This is a genomic window from Streptomyces sp. NPDC048353 (genome assembly GCF_055587165.1).
The window spans coordinates 183,824-205,501 of sequence record NZ_JBVJGU010000003.1; the positions used below are offsets into that span (position 1 = coordinate 183,824).

The 21,678-nt window shown below is 70.6% G+C and carries 20 protein-coding genes; 9 read left to right on the forward strand and 11 right to left on the reverse strand.

Translation table 11 applies throughout. From position 1 onward, the window contains the following. Positions 1 to 539: 539 nt before the first annotated feature. Entirely contained in the window at positions 540 to 1,349 is an 810-nt protein-coding gene (locus ACZ6RC_RS11300) for a leucine-rich repeat domain-containing protein (RefSeq protein ID WP_469581159.1), read from the forward strand. A gap of 381 nt (positions 1,350 to 1,730) precedes the next feature. On the opposite strand, the gene ACZ6RC_RS11305 is transcribed toward ACZ6RC_RS11300, so the two are convergent. The 8 genes from ACZ6RC_RS11305 to ACZ6RC_RS11340 form a co-directional block, all read right to left on the reverse strand. After that, positions 1,731 to 1,895, reverse strand: a complete 165-nt coding sequence (locus ACZ6RC_RS11305) for a hypothetical protein (RefSeq protein ID WP_469581161.1) — start codon at positions 1,893 to 1,895, stop codon at positions 1,731 to 1,733. An 820-nt stretch (positions 1,896 to 2,715) separates the two neighbouring features. Next, the gene (locus tag ACZ6RC_RS11310; RefSeq protein ID WP_469581164.1) at positions 2,716 to 3,843 is read right to left on the reverse strand and encodes a COG1361 family protein; all 1,128 of its coding nucleotides are present in this window, start codon (positions 3,841 to 3,843) and stop codon (positions 2,716 to 2,718) included. A gap of 916 nt (positions 3,844 to 4,759) precedes the next feature. Beyond that, positions 4,760 to 5,290, reverse strand: a complete 531-nt coding sequence (locus ACZ6RC_RS11315) for a DinB family protein (protein WP_469581166.1) — start codon at positions 5,288 to 5,290, stop codon at positions 4,760 to 4,762. A 407-nt stretch (positions 5,291 to 5,697) separates the two neighbouring features. Continuing rightward, entirely contained in the window at positions 5,698 to 6,675 is a 978-nt protein-coding gene (locus ACZ6RC_RS11320) for an alpha/beta hydrolase (RefSeq protein WP_469581169.1), read from the reverse strand. A 445-nt stretch (positions 6,676 to 7,120) separates the two neighbouring features. Then, complete coding sequence (locus ACZ6RC_RS11325) at positions 7,121 to 7,714, reverse strand: hemerythrin domain-containing protein (protein ID WP_391134520.1); 594 nt, start codon at positions 7,712 to 7,714, stop codon at positions 7,121 to 7,123. Between the two features lie 9 nt (positions 7,715 to 7,723). Then, positions 7,724 to 8,923 (reverse strand): hypothetical protein, encoded by a 1,200-nt coding sequence (locus ACZ6RC_RS11330; RefSeq protein ID WP_469581172.1) that lies wholly within the window; start codon positions 8,921 to 8,923, stop codon positions 7,724 to 7,726. 507 nt (positions 8,924 to 9,430) lie between these two features. Further along, positions 9,431 to 9,763, reverse strand: a complete 333-nt coding sequence (locus tag ACZ6RC_RS11335; RefSeq protein ID WP_469581175.1) for a hypothetical protein — start codon at positions 9,761 to 9,763, stop codon at positions 9,431 to 9,433. A 122-nt stretch (positions 9,764 to 9,885) separates the two neighbouring features. Beyond that, positions 9,886 to 11,190 (reverse strand): APC family permease, encoded by a 1,305-nt coding sequence (locus tag ACZ6RC_RS11340; RefSeq protein ID WP_469581176.1) that lies wholly within the window; start codon positions 11,188 to 11,190, stop codon positions 9,886 to 9,888. A 377-nt stretch (positions 11,191 to 11,567) separates the two neighbouring features. Between ACZ6RC_RS11340 and ACZ6RC_RS11345 the strand changes: the two genes are divergently transcribed. From ACZ6RC_RS11345 to ACZ6RC_RS11355, 3 genes are all read left to right on the forward strand, one after another. Continuing rightward, on the forward strand, positions 11,568 to 11,903 hold the full coding sequence (locus ACZ6RC_RS11345) for an ArsR/SmtB family transcription factor (protein ID WP_391134532.1): 336 nt from the start codon (positions 11,568 to 11,570) through the stop codon (positions 11,901 to 11,903). After that, positions 11,903 to 12,628, forward strand: coding sequence for a cation efflux transmembrane domain-containing protein (locus tag ACZ6RC_RS11350; protein WP_469582798.1), 726 nt, complete (start codon positions 11,903 to 11,905; stop codon positions 12,626 to 12,628). The genes ACZ6RC_RS11345 and ACZ6RC_RS11350 overlap by 1 nt, the downstream gene beginning before the upstream one ends. A 229-nt stretch (positions 12,629 to 12,857) precedes the next feature. Beyond that, positions 12,858 to 14,453 carry a DHA2 family efflux MFS transporter permease subunit gene (locus ACZ6RC_RS11355; RefSeq protein ID WP_469581180.1) on the forward strand — a complete coding sequence of 532 codons (1,596 nt, stop codon included), beginning with the start codon at positions 12,858 to 12,860 and terminating at the stop codon, positions 14,451 to 14,453. Positions 14,454 to 14,667: 214 nt separating this feature from the next. Here the strand turns inward: ACZ6RC_RS11355 and ACZ6RC_RS11360 are convergent, their stop codons facing one another. From ACZ6RC_RS11360 to ACZ6RC_RS11370, 3 genes are all read right to left on the reverse strand, one after another. Further along, on the reverse strand, positions 14,668 to 15,156 hold the full coding sequence (locus ACZ6RC_RS11360) for an SRPBCC family protein (RefSeq protein ID WP_469581183.1): 489 nt from the start codon (positions 15,154 to 15,156) through the stop codon (positions 14,668 to 14,670). Between the two features lie 59 nt (positions 15,157 to 15,215). Continuing rightward, positions 15,216 to 16,046, reverse strand: a complete 831-nt coding sequence (locus ACZ6RC_RS11365) for a M56 family metallopeptidase (protein WP_391134544.1) — start codon at positions 16,044 to 16,046, stop codon at positions 15,216 to 15,218. A 172-nt stretch (positions 16,047 to 16,218) separates the two neighbouring features. After that, positions 16,219 to 16,575: a BlaI/MecI/CopY family transcriptional regulator gene (locus tag ACZ6RC_RS11370; RefSeq protein WP_391134547.1), complete on the reverse strand. Its 357-nt coding sequence runs from the start codon at positions 16,573 to 16,575 to the stop codon at positions 16,219 to 16,221. A 143-nt stretch (positions 16,576 to 16,718) separates the two neighbouring features. Here ACZ6RC_RS11370 and ACZ6RC_RS11375 point away from each other — a divergent pair, with 143 nt between their 5' ends. The 5 genes from ACZ6RC_RS11375 (at position 16,719) to ACZ6RC_RS11395 (ending at position 21,434) form a co-directional block, all read left to right on the forward strand. Further along, positions 16,719 to 17,870, forward strand: a complete 1,152-nt coding sequence (locus ACZ6RC_RS11375; RefSeq protein ID WP_469581186.1) for a LuxE/PaaK family acyltransferase — start codon at positions 16,719 to 16,721, stop codon at positions 17,868 to 17,870. 4 nt (positions 17,871 to 17,874) lie between these two features. Continuing rightward, complete coding sequence (locus ACZ6RC_RS11380) at positions 17,875 to 18,273, forward strand: iron-sulfur cluster assembly scaffold protein (RefSeq protein ID WP_469581190.1); 399 nt, start codon at positions 17,875 to 17,877, stop codon at positions 18,271 to 18,273. Beyond that, on the forward strand, positions 18,266 to 19,468 hold the full coding sequence (locus ACZ6RC_RS11385) for a cysteine desulfurase family protein (RefSeq protein ID WP_469581193.1): 1,203 nt from the start codon (positions 18,266 to 18,268) through the stop codon (positions 19,466 to 19,468). The genes ACZ6RC_RS11380 and ACZ6RC_RS11385 overlap by 8 nt, the downstream gene beginning before the upstream one ends. Before the next feature lie 79 nt (positions 19,469 to 19,547). After that, complete coding sequence (locus ACZ6RC_RS11390) at positions 19,548 to 20,582, forward strand: peptidase U32 family protein (RefSeq protein WP_469581196.1); 1,035 nt, start codon at positions 19,548 to 19,550, stop codon at positions 20,580 to 20,582. Between the two features lie 21 nt (positions 20,583 to 20,603). After that, positions 20,604 to 21,434, forward strand: a complete 831-nt coding sequence (locus ACZ6RC_RS11395; RefSeq protein WP_469581198.1) for a hypothetical protein — start codon at positions 20,604 to 20,606, stop codon at positions 21,432 to 21,434. Positions 21,435 to 21,678: the final 244 nt, after the last annotated feature.

Genomic DNA, 21,678 nt, shown 5'->3' on the forward strand with positions numbered 1-21,678 from the left:
GCAGGGCGTCTCGCCAGTCGGTGAAGGGCAGCCAGTCCTCCGGTCCAGCGGCCAATCACAGAGGAGAGCGCGCATGCCGTTCGGTGACTTCGACGCGTGCCGCGTTCGGTCGGCAGCAGCCCGAGATCCGAGCCGGCCTGGCAGCACTCATCGCCCAGCATGAAGCCGATGAGTGGCTGACAGATGAGCGCTCCATCGGACGGCTCCGGCCTGCGCAGAACTAACCTCTCGCGCGAGCGTTCAGCGCCTTCCGTATTGGTGCGGAGGATCGAGCGATTAGGCGCCGGTCCCGAGCTTCGGTGCGTACTTGGCCTTCGCGATCGCCGGGCCGGGCCGTGCGCTCCAGCGGCTTCGCAGCGAGCTGAGCAAGTACAACAACAGCCGGGTGTTCCTTCTCGGAAGCGGGGCAGGGGACGACGCTGCTGGTGTCGTCCTCTTGCCGCGCCGCTGATGTCCCACCACGGTGAGCAGCACGGTCGAGCTCCACAGATGAGGTGCTGGCCTCATGGGGTTTGCGTCCGTCCTCGTATCTTTGCGCCATGACGAGCGAGAGAGAGCCACAGCTCTATGTGAACCGCTGGGGCGACACGTCGGATCCAACCCCGGAACGGCGCGGAATTCGCCAGGATGCCTGCGCGTGTTTCGACCAGTCCAAGCCGCACCCGCGAGGCCGCGTCGGATTTCACACCGAGCGGCAGGATACGTCCGCTCCGGGTTGGAGGCGCCTGCTGGAGCTGATTGACGAAGCCGCCGCCGACGGGCGCGAGGAGTTTCGCCCCCTCCTGGAACTCAGCCCGGAGGAGCGGCGGCAGATCATCACCCTGCCTCCGAGCATCGCGCGGCTCACGATGGTCAAGCACCTTGTGCTCTACGGCAGCAATCTGGTCCGGATCCCGCCCGAGATCGGGGCCATGACGAACTTGGAGGCGTTCTCGCCCTACACCTCTTACCGGCTGCACTGGTTTCCTTACGAGCTCACCCGGTGCGAGAAGCTCACCCGCAGCACGGTGAGTACGCGCGCATTGTTCGGCAACTACAAGTCGCGACCGCCGTTCCCGCACCTGCAGCCTTCACTGGACTCCGTCACAGGCCTCGCCCCGGAGAACCTGGATCCCCGGCGCTGGGGCACCACGGCCGTCCACAGATGCAGCGTATGCGACCGCCCGATCGGACAGGCTGGGCTCCAGCAGATGTGGATTTCACTGCGCGTGGCCACCGACGTATTGCCCCTCTTGGTGAACGCCTGCTCAGCGGCGTGTGTCGCCGCACTGCCCAGCGGTGCACAGGGCTACATCCCCGCGCCGCACAAGGGCGGCCGCGTCGACCAGCCGCCGTCCGATCGGGACTGACTGCGTCGTCCCAAGGAGTGCTCCCACGACAGGAGTGCGAAGGGTCGTACCCTGCGTGACATCGGCACCGAGGTTCGTACTCCTTCGTCAGGGACTGCGATGCGTGCGAGACTTTGTCACGCTCGGCGACGCCCATCACCTCGAAGCCGATGTCACAACCCTGGCCCCTCAGGCAGTGCGACCGCGCTGCCGGATTCGTGGCGTCCACCGGCTCCGCCGCCAGCGGAGAAGGCGTCAGCCCCGCCCCCGGACCATCGTCCCGCGCCGGGCTTGCCGCCGAGCAGCTCCCTTGATGCCGTCGAGCACCGGGAACACGGCCGTCGTCTACGGACTGGCCCCGCCCGGCGGTCGGGCCGACCACGCGGTGAGGCCGGCGTGCGGTCACCGGCGACGCGCCACGGCCGTCAGCGCCCCGAGCACCACGGCCGCGATGGCGGCGGCGGTCTCGCGCCCGGCCGGGTACTCGTGCTGCACGAAACCGACGAAGCCGGTGACGAGCGCGGCCGTCTCGATGCGGTGTACGAGCGTGGAGCAATCCGGTATCAACCACGACCCAGGGGCGGCTATGACACGCTAGAGCGAAAGGCCGTGGTTCGCGCTCCTGGTACTCAGTGAACACACCACACCCAGGCTCTGCTGTGCCTCGCCAGACGCGGGCCGACGTCCTTTCGCCCCGTTCCGTGACGGCGCCTTCTCCGTACCCAACACACTCAGAACGAAATGAGGGCCTCCACCCTGGCTGCGGACCAAGAGCGCGCTAGCTCATGACGGCAGCCTTACATCTGGTGAACCTCCACGGAGAAGCCTTCTGCAAGGACGGAGCTCAGGTGCTTCGCATGCGCACCCAGACATTGGCGCGCGTCAGAGAACTGCGCCGTCAGTTCGATAAGTACGTAGTCCTCGGCCCCCTCGGTCGACCCGCCGCAGACACAGCACCGGAGACGCTGGCTCACCGCACCCGTCCACTCCACGCCGCTCCTGCCCACTGCCACCGTTGCCTCATCAACCTGCACGGGCACATCGTTACAGACGCCCTGGAACACCGCCCGATCACCTTGACCGCAGTGTGAGGGGCCCTACGGTCGGCCGAAGTTGCGCCCAGGCCCTGGCGGCGGAAGCGGAGAGGCGAAATCCGGAGCCGGACCCACGCTGCGGCGCCGGCTCCGGCCCCTAACCACCCGCCCGCGCCAGAGCCTGGGCGCAACTTCGGCCCAACTGCTTCTCGTCGTCGGCGAAGCGGGCCACGCTGCCCCTAGGCCCTCGAGAACCGACCGGTCATCGAGCCGACGACGCCCCGGGTACCGGAAGCGTCGCTCAATCACCGGCAACAGCGGCACGGCCTCGAGGCCGTCCGGCGGGGTGGTGCTCAGGTGCGGTGCCGGAAGCGTCGGCGGGCGACCAGGAGCGTTCCGCCGGCCAGGGTCAGCGCGACGGCCGCGCCCGCGGTCGTGGTGACCGAATCCGCGCCGGTCGCTGCCAGCGCCCCGCCGGAACTGCCGGGCCCGGCGGGGGTGGTCGGACCGGGAGCCGCGGTCGTCGTAGCGGAGGCGCTCGGGGTGGGCGTCCCGGTGGGCTCGGGGTTCGGCTTCGCGGTCGGGGTCGGCTTGGTGGGCTTGGCGCTCGGGGCCGTGCCGATCTTCAGGATGAGTGCGGCCTCGTCATTCGCCGCGTTCGCATCGGGCGTGTCAGCGCTGCTGAGACGGGCGCCGATGGTGTGAGTCGCCCCCGGGGTCTTCTGAGGGAACTCCCAGACGAACGGGAACGTGCGGCTCTCGCCCGGCTTCAGCTCGCCCACCGCGTCACAGGTGAGGGTGGAGGGGGCGGCCCAGCAGCTCTTGTCGTAGCCGTCGGGTCGGGTGAGGTCCCAGTTCAGGTCGATGACGAGGGGGACGTAGGGGACGGTAGCGGGGCCGTGGTTGGTGACGACGAGCTTCGTCGGTACTTTCTCGCCGGGGGCGACCGGCCCGGACGGCCCGGTCCAGGCGAGCCCGAGGTCCGCCGGTGCCCGCACGGCGGCCTTGGCCGTCGCGCTGTTGTTCTCCGGCCGGGGATCGACGGTGTCACCGATGTCCGCGGTGACCGTGAAATCCAGCTCGGTGTCATGTGCCAGGTCCGCAGCGAACTTCACACGCACATAGACCGAAAGCGACTCCGTCGGGCCGCTCTTCTCTCCCGTGCAGGTGAGGGTCCGGCCGTTGGCGACCGCCACGCAGCTGCCGCTGGTCGCATCGTCGATGTTGCCGTCGAAGCTGACACCCTCGGGCAGCGTGATCGTCAGGCCGAGGTGCGGGATCGTCCCCTTGCCCTGGGTACCAGCAGTGGCCCGCAGGCCGACCCTTGCGCCGGGGGCAACGTTCGAACGGTCGACGCCCCCGTAGACCCGTACGTCCACCGGATCCGCCGCGGGCACCGCTTGCGCCGCCGTGGTGCTCAGGGAGGCAAGCAGCACCACCGCCGCCACCCCCGCCGTCATCTGTCCCCATCGACGCGTCATGCGTGCGTTTCCCTCGCTCTGGCCAGTCACTTGCGAACAGTTGGACGAGCCCTCGGCCCGAAAGGTTGTACGCGAGTAAGCCAACAAGCATGAGCACACCGCGTCCGCCGTCGCCCTCGACGTTCTGTGTGACGAGAGCACGGAGTTCGACCGGCCCGTCTTGGGGTCTGGCCCACGAAAGACGGGCCGCCCCCAGCCCCGCCCCCGGCTGGACCGGCTCCCCCCAGATCACCCATCGCACCTGGCCCGATCGGGCGGCCTCGCCGTCGAGCACCCGTCCATGGCACGATAGTCGCCATGACGATCACCAGAAAGGGTTGTGCCGCGTAGGCGGCCGAAGGGGCTGCGCGCGTCGCGTCGGCAGCCCGGACGAGGTGTGCCGGTCCGTCGCATCCGTGGAGTCTCGGGGCTGACCCGTGCAGCCATCCGCCGGGTAGAGGATGACCGGCTCTGGCCTGGCGCTGTCGCTACGGCCCTTGCAGACTGCCAGCGGTACCTGAGACAGCCTGGCCGTGTACTGCCGGAACCCGAGATCGGCTGCGACTGCTGTAACCCGATTCTGGCGAGAGACCTTCTGCAGGCTGTACTGCTGTGGCTTCCTCACGGCGCGCGTGCCGACCTCGGCCGGGTCATCGCACGCCTCGACGCCGAATTCGACCGCCGGAGCGTGCTGCGTCCGGAACTCACACTGCCCGTAAGTTTTCTGGGCGTAGAGGGGTGGTGGCGCAACCGGCTCCTGGCGGGGTGAGGCTCGGCGCACCCACTCAGGATCAATGGCAGAGCGTTTGACTGTCGGACTGCCCTCCAAGTGGACGAGGGCGAGAAGGCGGCAGAGCCGGGCCGTGGCCTCGCCCGCGGCCACGGGCGGATGCCGGTGACGTGCTGCCGATGGCCGGCCGACCGGGTACGGGGAAGGTCAGTCCCGCTGGGCGGTGGTGGTGGCTCCGTCGAGCGCTTCCCGGATGATGTCCGCATGACCGGCGTGCTGCGCCGTCTCCCTGATCAAGTGCAGCAGGATCCGGCGCGCGGACCAGTGGACGGGCTCCGGCGGGGACCATGGAGTGCTGGGAAGTGGCACGCGCCGGTCGAGGTCCGGCAGGGCAGCCACACGTTCCTCGGTTGTCCGCGCGGCAGTGGCGTACTGCTCGATCAGCCCGGCGAGGGTCTCGCCGTCGGCCATGCGGTACTGCTCCGCCTCGAGCATGCCCTGCGGCAGTTCTCCGTCCCCCAGGGCCATGATCTGTGCCCATGCGTGCTCACCCCGGGCAAGGTGTTTGACGATTCCGCCCAGGGTGAGGTCGCTCACGGTGGTGCGTTGCGAGGCCTCGTCATCGGTGATGTCGCGCACGGTGATCAGCAGCAACTCCCGCTGTTCCGCGAGTGCTTGCAGCATTTCGCCGCGCTCGTCTGGGAGGAAAGGGGTCGGTTCCTGCGACGAAGTGGTCATGGGCCGACGGTAGGAGACATCTAGGACAGAGAGCGTCCTAGTCGGGGCGGGCCGTAAGGCCTGGATCGCGCCAGAGGGATGCCGAGTGCGGATTCGCTCGTCCTGGGATCCGGAAGAGGCCGACAGCGCCGTACCCCCAGGGCCATGCTCATGAAGGGTGCCGGCCCCCCGGGTCCTCCGCGTGATCGAGGACAGCACGAGCTCCGACAGAGCGCGTCCGCCGGGGCCGTGCGACGTCGGCCAAGGCGACCATGTTGACCAGGTGATGACCGTCGATCACCAAGAGGGCGCCGCACCTAAGGCATGCTCATAGACATCGTCGCTTGGCGGAGCCTCAGCTCTCCGGGTTCGGCTCTCATCACCAGTTCTCGGGCGCTGCCCCTGTCACGACGGCCGGGGTAGCCGTCTCAAGCCTCGGTCAGGGCCTGGCGGAGGGTTCTGCCGGCGAGGTCGATCGCGGAGCGGGCGGCGTGGGTGCCGCGCAGGGCGTTGAGCATCACGAAGTCGTGGATGATGCCCTGGTAGCGGACCGCGGTGACCGGCACTCCGGCGGCGCGCAGCTTGTCGGCGTATGCCTCGCCCTCGTCGCGCAGGACGTCGGCCTCGGCCGTGATCACCAGGGCCGGGGGAAGTCCCGTCAGCTGCTCGGTGGTGGCGCGCAGCGGGGAGGCGGTGATCTGCGCCCGCCCCTGTTCGTCGGTGGTGTAGTGGTCCCAGTACCGCTGCATTCCGTCGCGGCGTAGGAAGTGGCCTTCGGCGAACTGGCGGTAGGACCCGGTGTCGAACGAGGCGTCGGTCACCGGGTTGAAGAGCACCTGCGCGCGCAGGCGTAGGCCCCCGCGCTCCTTGGCCATCAGGGTCAGGGCGGCGGACATGTTGCCGCCTGCCGAGTCGCCGGCGACGGCGATCCGGGAGGTGTCGAGGCCGTGCGCGGCGCCGTCGGTGGTGATCCAGCGGGCCACCGCCCAGTTCTGCTCGACGGCCACCGGATAGCGGTGCTCGGGCGAGAGACCGTACTCGGGGAAGACCACGGCCGCGCCTGCGCCGACGGCGAGTTCGCGCACCAGACGGTCGTGGGTGCGGGCGTTGCCGAACACCCAGCCCCCTCCGTGGAGATAGACGACGGCCGGCAGCAGCCGGCCGCAGGCCCCGGCGGGCCGCACGACCCGGGCCCGGACCTCACCCGTAGGGCCGCCGCGCACGGTCACCCACTCCTCTTCCACGGCCGGCAGGTCGACCGGGCCGGACTGCACCTCCTCCAGGACTCTGCGGCCGTACGCCGGCGGAAGCTGGAAAAGGAACGGCGGCCTGGACGCCCGCACGAGCACGGCGGCAGCCGGCTCCAGGACCGGGGCGACGGGCGGGGCCAGCCTCTGGCCCGTCACGACCCGGCCTCTCCGCGAAATGGGCGCGGGTGCGGGCACGGCGGCGAAGATGCCACCGGCCACTCCCCCGCACCGGCTCCGCCACGTCCCCGCCGCTCACACGGCGGCCGGCCGGCCGCCTTCGGGCCGGAGCCGACGGCGCCCGCGCCCTGGCCGCGGGCGCACAGGCAAGACCGGGCACCGGAGCGAACCCTGCCGCGCGGCCGTGGCCTCACCGGCACCGGCACGGGGACGGCGAGCGGGCGCACAGCGAGGCAAAGCGCGGCCGAAGTGCGAAGCCGGTTAACGAGGGCCGCAGTTACGGCCCGGCCCGTGGGCGCGCCGGGTGCAGGCAGGGCCTGCGCGAACGCGGCGCCCAGGCGGTCGAGGCTGACCCAGAAACCACGGCCACGCCTCCACAGCGACATCGACATCGACGCCGGCCCCGGAACCCGTCCCGCTGCGGTCAGCCGTCCTTGCCCATGGCCTTGCGGACAGCGTCCCTGGTCCTGTCCATGAGGGCGGCGACCGGCCCCAAGGCCATGTTGGCCGCGCCGGACTCCACGCCCGGATGCGGCCGTGTCGGGGCCATCGCCTCGGCGGCTTTGACAGCTTTGGCCATCGCCGCCAGATTCGTGCTGTCCGTACTGCGGCGGATGTGGGTGAACTCGTAGCGCTCCTCTGCGCGGGCGTGTTCCTGGACGTCCGTGCGCAGCTTCATGAACCGGGGCATGAACGTCGGGTCGTCGGTGTCGAGATCATCGAGCACCGAGAGGGCCTCCTTGGCCGCCTTCTCTTCGGCGAGACGGTCCTCGACCACCTGCGCACCACCCGGCAGCGCACGGCGGGCGAAGGGGTGGACGACTTCCTCCTCCGCGGTCTCGTGGACGGCGAGCAGGCGTACGAGCCGGCGGAAGGAATCCCGGCGCGCCTCACCGGACGCGGCCTCGACCTCGTCGAAGAGGTTGCGGATGTCACCGTGCTGGCGCATCAGAAGCGCCACCACATCGGTGTCGGGGGCGTAGTCGTCCCCGGCCTGGGGGGTCTGCAGCTCGGCCATGTCGAATCCCTACTTCTCGCGCATGGCGGGGTCGGGGTGCTTGCCCTCGGACTCGATGCGGTACTCCCGGCCGAACATCGCGTCATGTTCGGTCATGACGCGCTCGCTGGGGGGCTCCTCGCCGCCGTGGATCTGCTCCTGCATCTTCTCGAACCGCTCGTGCGCTTCCCGGACGTAGCCGGCCCCGAGTGTGGTGAGGTCCATCTGGGTGTCCAGCAGCTCCCGCAGGTACGCCTTGTTCGGCTCGAAGGTGAGCACGTTCGGCAGTTCCGGCGCGAGCACCGACTCCGGATCCCGGCCGTCGTACCGGCGCATGAGGTCGCAGGCGATGCGCAGGTGCTCCAGCTCCATGTTCAGGTGGAGCTCCCAGACCGCCTTGACCTTGGGATCGCTCTCCTGCTCCATGAAGGAGTGGTAGAGGTAGCACTCGTTGTACTCGTGGTTGACCAGCTGCTCCCACCACGTCTCGCCGGGGTCGACGAGGGACTCGTAGTGGGTGACGTGCTCCTCTTCGATGAGCCCGATCTCCTGGTAGAGCTGCCGGGCGATCGGTTCCATGTAGGTGGGGCCGGTGTTCATGTAGAAGTTCATGGTCTGCTGCTCGGCCGACATGATGGTCAGCGCGTGCAGCTTCGACAGCGGGTCGGTCTCGTCCTTCGCGTACGCGTCGCGCACGTTGTCCACCGGGTCGCGGTGGTGGAACTTCGTGGGCCGGCCGGGCATCACCTCGGTCAGCCCGTCCACGATCGCCTCCGCCTTGCGGTGCTCGATCATCTCGTACAGGTTCGCGTACCGGTACAGATGGTCGAAGTCCTCCAGGACGCCGAACTCGTACGCCTGCTTCAGGTACGGGTCCGGCTCCATCCGCGCCACCCACGCCGTCAGGTCCACCGCGACCTGCTCGTAGGCGATCGTGGTCTCGAGCACGGACGAGACCCCGGGCAGCAGCCAGTTCACCACCTTCTGCTGCTGCGCCTCGATGTAGCGCGTCTGCGCCAGCCGGCGCTTCACCTCCGGATCGACGGTGTTGCGGGCGAGCTGGTGGCTGAACATGATCGCTTCGACTTCGATGCCGTTCATCGCGATGATCCGGCACCGGGTGTACGGGTCGCACCGGTCGGGGTCGATCGGCTTGACGTTGAGTTCGCTCCAGTTGCGCAGCTGCCGGTCCAGCGGGATCCCCCGCTGCTCGAGCGGATTGAAGGTCACGGAGGTACTCCTCGGGAAGGGGATCGGGCGGACGGCAAACCCGGCCCGCGGCGAGGACTTGCAAGGCCGGGGCCGATCAGGCGCCACCGGGCCATGCTTCGCCGCGACGACGGCGACCGCCAGCGCACACGCCCAACAAGCCGCTCGGGTGCCCCGTACGAAGCAACGAGAGGCGGACACCGACGGCGCAAGCGCGCCTCGTGAAGCACCGCGGGTCGATCCCGTCCTGCAGCTCCGGGGCGATCTCGCGTACCTCGGCACGTCCGCCGGCGACGTGCTCGACCAGGTCGCCGGCCCCCTTCGAGGTCACCCGGACCGGAGCTGCGCGGTCACCGCGTCCTCGCCGTAGAGGCGGTGGCCGCCGTTACCGCGTCCTCGCCGTGGAGGCGGTAACCGCCGTTACCGCGTTCCGGCTCGGCCGGCAGGTCGCGCCGCTTGTCAGTAGCGCGGGGTCTGGATGTTCACCCCGGGCCGCCTCGGCGACCTGGCCGCTGCGCGGCCCAGCGCTCACTGCAGCCCTCCGGCGGCAGTCCGCGCGGCCAGGGCCTGCAAGACCGCCTCGTGCGCCGGGTCTACGTGGATGTCCAGGCCGATCGCGGCCTCGCCCGGGGTGACGGTGAAGGAAAAGAACGAACAGCAGGCGCCCTCCCGCTCCACCAGGTCGCGCACCTGGGCCTCGACGCCCTGGCCGGCGGCCAGCTCGACGTGCAGCCACAGCGGCTCGGGCCTCGACAGCGAGGCCAGCCGCTCGGCGAACAGGGCGTCCCACTCCGCCACCCGCAGGGGCCGCTCCTCGGTGGGCAGCGTGCAGGAATGCGGCACCCATACCGGATCGCTCATGGCACTCACTCCCGTCGTCACGTCCCCGAGGCCGGGGACACCTCCGACGGTAAACCCGTACCCGGGTGCAGGTCGCAAGCCCGGACGGGCACGTTCGGTCACCGCCGCTGCCGGCCTGCTGGTCAGGTGGGTCTGCCGGGGCGGGAGTCAGAGCCGGGGTCAGGCGTCGACCGGCGGCGCATCCCGTAGACGGCGGCACCGGCCAGGAGCACGGCGGTGCCGGTCAGGACAGAGGACAGGGGGAGGGCGAAGGCCAGGGCGAGGCAGCCGGCCAGACCGACGAGGGGGATGATCCGGGCCGGGCGGCCCTCGGCTCGGGTCAGGGTGAAGGCGGAGGCGTTGGCGACGGCGTAGTAGGCCAGGACCCCGAAGGAGGAGAAGCCGATCGCCGCGCGCAGGTCCGCGGTGGCGGCGGCGGTGGCGACGACGGCTCCGACGAGAAGCTCGGCCCGGTGGGGGACGTTGAACTTCGGGTGCACGGCGGCCAGGGCATGGGGCAGGTGGTGGTCGCGGGCCATGGCCAGGGTGGTGCGTGAGACGCCGAGGATGAGGGCGAGCAGCGAGCCGAGGGCGGCGACCGCCGCGCCCGCCCGGACCACGGGGACGAGCCAGTCGGCTCCGGCCGCTCGGGCGGCGTCCGTCAGCGGCGCTCCGGCGGCCGCCAGACCGCCGAGGCCGAGGACGAGCAGGACGGAGACGGCGACGGCGGTGTAGACGACGAGGGTGAGGGCGAGGGCGATCGGGATGGCACGGGGGATGGTGCGGGCCGGGTTGCGGACTTCTTCGCCGAGGGTGGCGATGCGGGCGTAGCCGGCGAACGCGAAGAACAGCAGCCCCGCCGCCTGCAGCACCCCGCCGACAGTGGCGTCGGAGCCCACACTCAGGCGGGCCGTGTCCGCGGCGTCGGAGGTGAGTGAGGCAGCGACGAGGGCGGCGAGGACCGAGAGGACGGCGGCCACGATGACGCGGGTCAGCAGGGCGGACTTCTGCACTCCGGTGTAGTTGAGCGCGGTCAGTGTCACCACTGCGGCGACGGCGACCGCGTGGGCCTGGCCGGGCCAGAGGTAGGAGCCGACGGTCAGGGCCATGGCCGCGCACGATGCGGTCTTGCCGACGATGAACGCCCAGCCGGCCAGGTAGCCCCACAACGCGCCGAGGCGTTCGCGGCCATAGACGTAGGTGCCGCCGGAGGCCGGGTAGAGGGCGGCGAGCCGCGCGGAGGAGGTCGCGTTGCAGTAGGCGACGACGCCGGCGACCGCGAGCCCGATCAGCAGCCCGGAGCCGGCCGCGCGGGCAGCTGGGGCCAGCGAGGCGAAGATCCCGGCGCCGACCATCGCCCCCAGCCCGATCAGTACCGCGTCCGGCACGCCTAGACGCCGCTGCAGTGCGTCGGGCGTCCCGGAGGCGGGCGGGGGCGTGCTGCTCAACTTCGTCACTCCTCGACAGGCCGGTGCCGCGCGACAGGGAGTACTGCGGTCGGCGCAGACGATAAGGGATCGACCTGAACACCCTTGGCCTTCGGCCGTCATCGCCCTGTGGGCGCCTCGCCAGACCGGTGCCGAGGGTACGTACAGGCACCGATGCCCGCGGCGAGGGCGCCAGGCAGCAGGCGCGAGGCGCTTGCGGGCAGGCGGGGCGGGAGGTGGGGCACCGAGGTGGCCGGCGTTCAGGCCGCCGATCCCGTAGGCCGGTCTGCGGCAGCGCAGTTGCGGACGGCCGGACGCCGACACGAAAGGGTGTGTCTCCGCCCGGAGCTGTTGATTCAGGGTTTCATGAATTCAGCGTTCCGTGTATCGTCTTCGGTGTGCTGAATCTCGCGCAAGACATCGAGGTCCTGGCACGGTTCGGCCGCGCTCTCGCCGACCCGATCCGTTGCCGGCTGCTGCTCGCCCTTCGTTCGGCTCCCGCCTACCCGTCCGATCTGGCCGACGCTCTCGGTATTTCCCGTACGCGCCTGTCGAACCATCTGGCATGTCTGCGCGACTGCGGCCTGGTCGTGGCCGTGCCCGAGGGCCGTCGTACCCTCTACGAGCTCGCCGACCCCCGCCTGGGACACGCGCTGGACGACCTGCGTGAGGCCGTGGTGGCCGTCGCCGAGGACAGTACGTGCCCGGATGCCGAGGAGAAGGGCTGCTGCTGATGGCCGCGGAGACGGCGCTCGGGCCGGCCCCCGCACGCCGCGAGGTGCTGGCCCGTCGCATACGAGTGCTGGTCGCGGCCACCATCGCCTACAACGTCGTCGAGGCGATCGTCGCCCTTGCCGCGGGAACCATGGCGTCGTCCTCCGCCCTGGTGGGGTTCGGTCTCGACTCGATCATCGAGGTCTCGTCGGCGGCCGCGGTCGCCTGGCAGTTCTCGGCCCGTGAGCACGCCGTGCGTGCAGCGCGGGAGAAGAAGGCGCTGCGGATCATCGCGGTGTCGTTCTTCGCGCTCGCCGCCTTCGTGAGCGTGGACGCGATCCGCGCCCTGGTGGGCAGCGGCGAGGCGGAGTCGTCGGTCCCCGGCATCGTGCTGGCAGCCCTGTCGCTGGCCGTCATGCCGTTCCTGTCCGCTGCCCAGCGGCGCGCGGGGCGGGAGCTGGGGTCGGCCTCGGCGGTCGCGGACTCGAAGCAGACCCTGCTGTGCACCTATCTGTCGGCCGTGCTGCTGGTGGGCCTGCTCGCCAACGCCACCCTCGGATGGTCGTGGGCGGACCCGATCGCCGCGCTGATGATAGCGGCGATCGCGGTCAGGGAGGGCCGGGAAGCATGGCGAGGCGACGGCTGCTGCGCACCGAGCGGTCTGAGCACGCTGAAGGCCGGTGCGCAGCCGGCCGACGACCAGGACGCCGGTGGCTGTGCCCCGGGGTGTGCCTGCTGCAACTGACCTGACAGCGCTGCCTCTCGCAGACAGCGGAAGCCTGAGGCTTCATCACTTCACAAGGGGGATGGTTCATCGGCCCCCTGAGCGACACGGAACAGCTCAGGGGGATTCCCGGCGCGCCCGCACGCGCCTCGGGCCACGTCGGATCATGCCGATCGGTGGCTCCTGCCCGGCCGGGCAGACGGCCCGGCACCCCATCGTCTTTTCTTTTGCGCCCTGCTGAGGAGCATCCATGGCAATGCCCGGCACCACCGCAACTGATCCGTCGTCACCCGGCAACAGCGGGCTGGCCCGTAAACGCTGGCTCGCTCTGGCCGCACCCGTCTTCGGCCTGATGATCGTCGGGCTTGACGCGACGATCCTGACCGTCGCCCTGCCGACTCTGGCCACCGAACTCGAGGCGACCACCACCGAGTTGCAGTGGTTCACCGACGGCTACACCCTCCCCTTCGCCGGTCTGCTGCTGCCGCTCGGCGTACTCGGCGACCGCATCGGACGGCGGCGCGTCCTGATCGGCGGACTGCTGCTGTTCGGCATCGGCTCCCTGATGGTCCTGGGAGTCGACACTCCCGACGGACTGATCGTCGCGCGCATCGTCATGGGCGCAGGCGCCGCCGCCATCACGCCGCTCGCGCTGTCGATCGTGCCGCTGATGTTCCCTAAGGAGGAACGCTCCAAGGCCATGGCCATCGCCACTGCCGGGTTCGCCCTCGGGCTCCCGCTCGGCCCGCTGGCCGGCGGCTGGCTGCTGAACAACTTCTGGTGGGGCTCGATCTTCCTGATCAACATCCCCGTCGTCATCGTCGCGGTCATCGGCATGCTGCTGTTCGTGCCCGAATCCCGCGACCCGAACGCCAAGCGGCTCGACCTCATCGGTGCCGCCCTGTCACTGCTGGGCGTCTCCGCGTTCGTCTACGGCGTCATCGAGGTCCCCAACGCCGGGTGGGGCGACCCGACCGTGCTGATCACCATGATCGGTGGGCTGGTGCTGCTGGGCATGCTGTTCGTCTGGTTGCGCAAGGCATCCAGTCCTCTCGTGGACCTGGGGTTCTTCCGCAACGCCCGCTACACCTGGTCCAGCGTCGCGATCTCCGCGGTGATGTTCATCCTGTTCGGTGTGCTGTTCGTGGTGCCGCAGTTCCTGCAGCAGGTGCAGGGCAAGGACGCCATGGACACAGGGCTTCACCTGCTGCCGATGATCGGCGCGCTGATCATCGCCGCGGGGGTCGGCGGGCGTCTGGTGGGCAGGATCGGTACGAAGGTCATCGTCGCGACCGGCATGGTGCTGTGGGTCGCGGGACTCGGACTGCTCTCCACCGTGGACCCCGACACCGACTTCACCGTCACCGGCACCGCGCTGGCCATCATGGGCCTGGCGCTGGGCTTCACCATGCCGACCACGCTGGACGCCATCCTCAGCTCGCTGCCCGCCGACCAGGTCGGCGCCGGTTCGGCGCTGGCCAACAGCATGCGCCAGATCGGCGCGTCGGTCGGCGTCGCCGTCCTCGGAAGCTCGCTGAACTCCGCCTACCGCGACAACGTCGAGGACGACATCCCCTCCGCCCTGCCGGAACAGGCGCAGGAGGCGATCCGGGACAACGTGGCCGGCGCCATCCAGGTCGCGGACAAGCTCCCGGCCGCGCAGGCAGGCGGCCTCGCGGACTCGGCCCGCGATGCCTTCGTGGCCGGCATGTCGACCGTCTCGCTGATCTGCGCGGGCCTCGCCGCGGTCACCGCGGTGGTGGTGGTCGCCCTGCTCCCGGCCCGGGACAAGAGGCCGCTCCTGCAGGAGCCGACCGGGACGAAGGTCGAGAGCGCCACCTCGTAACGGCTCCTGGCCGCCCGGCCCGTGCCGGGCGGCCAGGCAGGGCGCGGCACGGCTCCTTTCCCCGTGCTGCCGCGCCCGCCCGCTGCCGGGCCGGTCACCCCCGTCCGGCCCGGCAGCACGGTCTTGTCCCGGCACTGCCCGCGGACAGCGCGGCGGGGAGGGGCACACCGGACGGTATGCCCCTCCCCGCTGTCCCTACAGCGTGCCGGAGCCGTCAGGCGGCTTGGTGCTCCTTTTCGAGCGTCTCCTTCAGACGTCGCAGAGTGACCTGCATGGTCTGGCGGTTGTGGGTGGCCCGGTCGTGGATGCCGCTGACCTTGGGGCCGATGACGTGCATGAACCAGCCGCGCTGGTCGATCCAGGTCTCGGTGACCTTCGTCGCCCGGCCATCGTCGAGCGGCTCGAAGCGGTAGCTCCACAGGGCGACGCGCAGGCCAACGCCGCGGGCGAGGAAGGTGAACTTCAGGCCCGGCTCGGCCGCGGTGACGGTGCACTGGGTCGACCACGGCCGCTTGGGGGAACGGTTGTGGCCGGTGAACTTCATACCCGGCCGCACCTCTTGGCGCGCGCCGTCCTCCTTGACGCTCGCGCCGGTGCATTCGGGGCTCCAGCGGCCCATGTCGGCGACGTTCGTCACCGCGGCGTACACCACGCTCGGCGGCACGGCGATCTCGATGGACTCGGAGACCTGCGACTCGTTCATCAGTACCCCTTCTCGAGGAACGTTCTCGGCTCAACAAAAAAGCCCTCGTGTGAGGGCGGTCAGTGGCAGATCCACGTACAGGCGGCAGCGAGGACGCCGGCGGCCGTGAGGACTGCGGGGGCGACAGCGACGGCGCAGGCCGCGCAGAAGGCCGTTGAGGCGGTCAGCGAGCTGCAACATCGGTCGTTGGTCAGCAGGTGCCGGCGGCGGGCGGCCACCGGACAACCGGAGTCGGCGTCGGGCTCAGGGCTCTTGTCGTAGGCCATACGGGCGAGCGCGGAGGCGGTGGCGAGGCGTCCGCACCGGACACTGGCGGCGCAGTCGGCCCGCATCTCGATGAGGCCGTGAAAGCGTTCGGCGAATCGGACGGCGAACGTACGCTTGGGCAGTGCCGTACACCAGGCGTCGCTGAACTGGGTCAGCAGGTGGTGGCGTTGACGCAGATGGGCTTTCTCGTGGGCGAGGACGGAATCGACCTCCTCGCGGGTGAACTCCGCCAGGACGCAGTCGGAGATGACGGCATGACCGCCGTCGGGACCCGGGACGCTGTAGGCGAGGGGCTGGCGGCTGGGCAGGATCACCGCCTGGAGGTGGTGCACGCTCTTGCCGAAGAGGCCCAGCAGGGCCCGATGCCGTTGACGTCTCCGTGTTCCCTTGCGGTGGATCCTGACGTACGCGCGCAGGACGCGGCCGACGAATATCCATGCGGCCAGGACGGCGGTGATGTCGGCGGGCAGCCGGAGAATCCGGTGCTGGGCGGTCTCGTCGAAGTGGACGACCATCGTGTACGTGGCTGCCAGCAGGCCGGTCAGCGCGGCGACGCAACCGCCGAGCCACAGGCACAGTGCCGCGCACGGGGCGCGGTAGGGCCATTTGGTGTGGGTGACCACGACTGACACTCCTGCCAGGAGCAGGACGGACAACAGCACAAGACACAGCGCATCCACGTAACCCCCCGTTACCTTGGTTCACTTGTTCTCGCCTGCGCGGCCCGGCTCTACCCCTGGAGCCAGGCCTGGTGCCGGCGCAGCGTGGTGCTGTCCGGTCTGTGGCGTTGCCAGATCACGCGTGGTTGTCGCGCTCGAGCCTTTCGGCCAGCGCCGCGCGGGCTTGCGGGCTGATGCCGTCGACGAAGCGGAGCATCGCCTCGTGCTCGTCGCCGGCGATGCCCAGAGCGTCGGTCATGAGCTCGTCGAACATCTCCTCCCGGGTGGCCACCGCACTGAAGAGGTGGGCCCGGGCCTGTGCGTCCTGGGTGACCAGGCCCTTGCGGGCGAGGCGCTGCAGAGTGGTCATGACGGTGGTGTACGCCAACTGCCGTTCCACCAGCGCCTCGTGCACCTCGCGCACGGTCCGCGGCTGCTCGGCCTGCCACAGGCAGTCCAGCACCGCTCGCTCAAGGTCACCCAGTCTTGCCATGGCGAGCAGCATAGGACATCGGCCGATCCTTGACTATCCACGTAGTACTACTGCAATAGTAGGTCGCGCCGCGATCGGGTTGGTTCGAGCCAACTACCCGACCGCAGTGTGCAGTTCTCGCTGCCCAAAGCCAAGGGGGATCCATGGAACTCGCTGCCATGCTCGGCTGTCCGGACATCGCTTTCCGCCAGTCCGAGAGCGAGTGGGAAGCCTCGGTGACCGCCGCGATGCGCGGTGCGTTCGCCGAGCACGCCGAGCACAACGCCTTCTACCGCGCCCAGTGCGAAGCCGCCGGCGTGACGGCCGATGACCTCAAGACGCCGGCCGACCTGGTGAAGATCCCGCTGCTGCCCGTGCGCATGTTCAAGCAGCCCGACGCGCATGTGCTCATGACCGCTCCGCTGACCGACGTCGAGCTGGAGATCCGCTCCACCGGCACCGGCGGCGTGCCGAGCGTCGCCCGTCGTGACGTGCGGACCGTCAGCCGCGTGATGACCGCGATCTTCGCCCAGTACCGGGAGTTCTTCCAGGTCGGCAAGGGCGCGGGCCTGTTCCTGTGCCCCTCGACGGCCGAGACGCCGGAGATGGGCATGGTCAAGGCGTTCAACGTCCTCAACGGCCTGCTGGACGACCACGCCTACGTCGTGCGCGACTACGCCTTCGACCCCGAGGAGGCGCTCGGTCAGCTCGACAAGTGGGAGGAGTCGATGACGCGGCACATCATCGGCCCGCCGTTCCTCGTCGGCCGGCTCCTGCGCTACCTCGAGCTGGAGGACATCACCCTCCAGCTCGACCCCGAGTCGCTGATCATCACCCTCGGCGGCTGGAAGAGGTACACCGGCGAGTCGATCGGCCGAGAGGAGTTCAACGCCAAGATCGAGAAGTACCTGGGCATTCCCGCGGACCGGGTTCGCGACATGTACGGCATGATCGAGTCGAACATGCTGGCCGTGGAGTGCGAGCACCACCGCAAGCACGTCCCGCCGTGGTCCTACATCTCGATCCGCGACGTCGAGGACACCGACGTCGAACTCGCCCCCGGCAAGACCGGTGTCATCGCCCTGATGGACGCCCTGTCCACCGGCTACCCGGCCTTCATCCTCAGCGAGGACGTCGGCGAGGTCGACCACACCCCCTGCCCGTGCGGCCGCACCGGCCAGACGGTCTCCTTCCGCCGCCGCCTGCAGGGCGCCGAACTCGGCTGCTGCGCGGTGAGCATCGAGAAGTTCATCGACAGCCAGGAGATCGTCGCCGAGTGCGAGATCCCCGCCGCCACCGCGCCGGTGGAGGGCTGACACCATGCCGCGCTACAGCCCCACCGTGGTGGACCACTTCACCCACCCGCGCAACGCCGGCGAGCTCGACAACCCCGATGTGCGGGCCTTCATCGGCAACCCGGTGTGCGGGGACCAGATCATGCTGACCGCCCGCATCGCCGACGGCACGGTCGCGGCGATCCGCTTCCGCGCCCACGGCTGCGCCGCCTCGCTGGCCACCGCCAGCGTCATCACCGAGGCCGCCCTGGGTGCCCCGCTCGGCGAGATCGAGGCGTGGGACGACGAGCGGGTCGAGGAACTGCTCGGCGGGCTCGCCCCCGACCAGCGGCACGTCGCCGCGCTGGGTCGGCAGGTGGCGCACCGCCTGGTGTCGAACTACCGGGAGGGGGTCGACGATGACGCACCCCTCATCTGTGCCTAGACCGCCCCAGCCCACGGCGGCCGGAGCGGGCGTCTACCTCGACCACGCCGCCACCAGCCCCGTCTGCCGAGAAGCAGTCGACGCCGTGCTGGCGGGAATGAGCATCACGGGCAACCCCTCCAGCCGGCACGACGCCGGCGACGAGGCCAAGGACGCCCTGGAATCCTCCCGGACCCGGATCGCCGCCCTGCTGGACTGCGCCGCGGACGACGTCGTCTTCACCGGCGGCGGCTCTGAGGCCGACGCGCTCGCCGTGTGCGGCACCGTCCTGGCCGCCACCGACGGCCGGCCGGTCCACGTGATCACCACCGCGATCGAGCACTCCGCGGTCCTCGAATCGTGCGCCATGGCGCACCAACTCGGTGCCGAGATCACCATCCTCCGGCCGGACGGGCGGGGCTGGATCGACCCCGAGGACGTACGGCGCGCCCTGCGGCCGAACACCGTGCTCGTCTCGGTCATGCACGCCAACAACGAGACCGGCGTCATCCAGCCGGTCTCCGACATCGCCCGCATCGCCCACGAAGCCGGTGCGCTCATGCACACCGATGCCGTGCAGACCGCGGGCAAGCTCTCCCTGGCCGGTCTCGGCGCGGACCTGGTGTCCGTCTCGGCACACAAGTTCTACGGCCCCAAGGGCGTCGGCGCGCTGAAGGTCGCCCCCGGGGTGAGACTGTCGCCGCTGATCCGCGGCGGCAGCCAGGAGCGCGGGCTGCGGGCGGGAACCGAGAACGTCCCCGGAGTGCTCGGCATGGCCGCGGCCGCCACGGCGGCCCTGCACCACCTGGACGATCCGGTCTACCAGGCGTACCGGCACACGGTACGCGCCCATCTCCTCAAGGGACTTGAGGAGGCGGGAGACATCGCGGTCAACGGTGACGGAGCGCCGTGCCTGCCGGAGACGCTGAACGTGTCCTTCACCGGAGTGCGCGGCGACACCCTCGTCGACGTCCTCGCGGTGCACGGCGTCTGTGTCTCGGCCGGATCCGCGTGCCACGCGGGCAGCGACGAGCCCTCCCATGTGCTGACCGCGATGGGCATCCCCGCCCAGCGGGCCCGCTCCGCGGTCCGCTTCAGCCCCGGCCGCACCACCACCGTGGACGCCGTCACGGCGGCGGCCGCACGAACGGTCGACGCCGTCGGCAAGCTGCGGGCGCTGGGCCCGGCCGACGCACCGCAGCCGACCCACGCCTGACAGCCGGGCCGGCACAGGCAGGTGCCTCAGCACGACATACAGCGGTAAGCGACGGGGGCGCAGAGCAGTGAGTCATGACGTGAGCGAGCAGTGGGAGATGGCCCCGCCGCACACCGAACGCGAAGCGGCGTTCGTGGCGGTGCCCGATCCCGCGGCGGCGGCATCGGTGGGGCTCGACGCACCGGTGCGCAACCTGCAGATGCTGGAACTGCAGATCACCGGCGGGGCGACCGAGATCTACGTCGCCCACCGGCCACCAGCGGGGACGGGCTCCAGCTTCGACGCCCTGCCGGGCAAACGGGACGGAGACCCGACGCAGGTCTCCAACCGGCGCTTGCTGAAAGAGATCATCACGCAGGCGCACACGGCCGGCATGAGGGTCCACGTGTGCGCGGACGCCCCCGCCGTGACCTCCGGCGACAAGGACTCGTTCCTGGCCCACGTCGCCCAGGGCATCGACGCGGGCGCCGACACCGTCGTCGTCGGCGCCCTGCCCGCCGCCCGCTGGATCGCCGACGAGCACCCCGGCGTTCCGCTCGTCGCCGGAGCCCACCTGGGGGTGACCACCGTCGCTTACGCGATGCGGCTGCAGGAGGTCTACGGGATCGGGCGGATCGTCGTCCCGCACGCCACCACGCTGGACGAGATCGCCGCGTTCTGCGCGGTCGACGGCCTGGAGGTCGAGGTCCCGGTCCAGACCGGGTCCGGCGGGAACTGCCACTCCTGCCGCCTGCCCGACCAGCCCGGCTCCGGCCTCGGCTGCCGCGCCGGCTACCAGGGCGCCCCGGCGCCGGAGGAAGCGGTGAGGGACCTGGGCGGGTTCCTCGACGGTGCGTCGGACTGCGCCCTGTGCGACGTGCCCTCCCTGGTGGCCCTCGGAGTGACGGCGCTGCAGATCCCCGGCCGCGAGAGCCCCATCGTCCGCCAGAACGCCAAGATCACCCAGATGTACCGGCGGGCGCTGAACGGTGTCGCCCGAGGCTGGAGCACCAAGCAGACCATCGCCGACATCGACCGCGTCGAGCTGATGTGGCAGATGGGGTGGGTGCCCCGGATGTGCGAGCAGCAACGCTGCCGCTTCCGCGACACCCCCCGCCGCCGCGCCCACGTCTGACGAGAGAAGGGGGTTGGAGCCATGACCGTGGAAGTCCGCCTGACCACCCCGGGCCGGCTCGACGAGGTCCTCGGCCTACCGGTCGACGCGGTGAGCATCGGGCAGGAAGGCTGCGCGGCCAAGCTGCCCGACGCGCTCACGCTGCGCCAGGCACTGGCCAGGATCCGGCAGGCCGGTCTGCGGGCCGGTGTCGTCCTGCCGGCCGCCTGGCAGCGCAGCAGCATCCGCCTCACCGGTCTGGCGCGGGACCTGGCGGGGCAGGGGCCGCTCACCGTCACGGTGAACGACCTCGGGACCGCCTCCGCGCTCACCGACGCCGGCTGCGAGCTGGCCGCAGGACTCGCCCTCATGCCCGGACGGCCCCACGACGCCGACCAGGCGCCGCGCGGCCCGCTCGAGGCACCGGTGTTCGAGGAGCCGTACCTGCACGAACTCGCCGTGTTCGGCATCACGGCCCTGGAAAGTGACGCCGCCGCCCTCGTCCCCGAGAAGAGCGGCCTGACGGTGCGGCGCCTGCTCGACGTCACCCCGCTCGCCTGGGCCCGCTCATGCCCCACCGCCCGCCACCACCGGCTCGCGCCCCCCGACTGCACGAGCGCCTGCGACAGGCCCGTCGACATGGCGGCCACCCACCGCTGGCAGCTCGGACACGGGCACCGCGAACCCATCCCCGTCGCCGACCGGCCCGCCCAGGTGCCGCTCACCGTGTACGGCAACGCCGTCTACACCCGCGCGCCCACCACCGCACCGCCCGCCGGTGACGTCATCATCGACGCCCGCTTCTACACGCCGGACCAGCTGGCCACCCGTGTGCACTCACTGCGGAGCCCGGTGCCCGCGGCGTCCTTCTAGGCCGTGTCCGGAAAGTCCCGCCTGGCCCGCGACGCCTGGCACGAGCTCCCCCGTAGCCCTTCGGGCACGGGAGGTGCCCCCACGCCGCGTTGTCGGGATCACCCGAATACGTCCAGTACGAGGGCGACCCTCCGCCTTGCGATCGCACGCACCAGACGCCGCGAGCCCTGCCTTGCGGGCAGACGGCGCTACTTTCCGGACACGACCCAGGGGGTGCCAGGCGCCGCGACCCCGGCAAGATCGG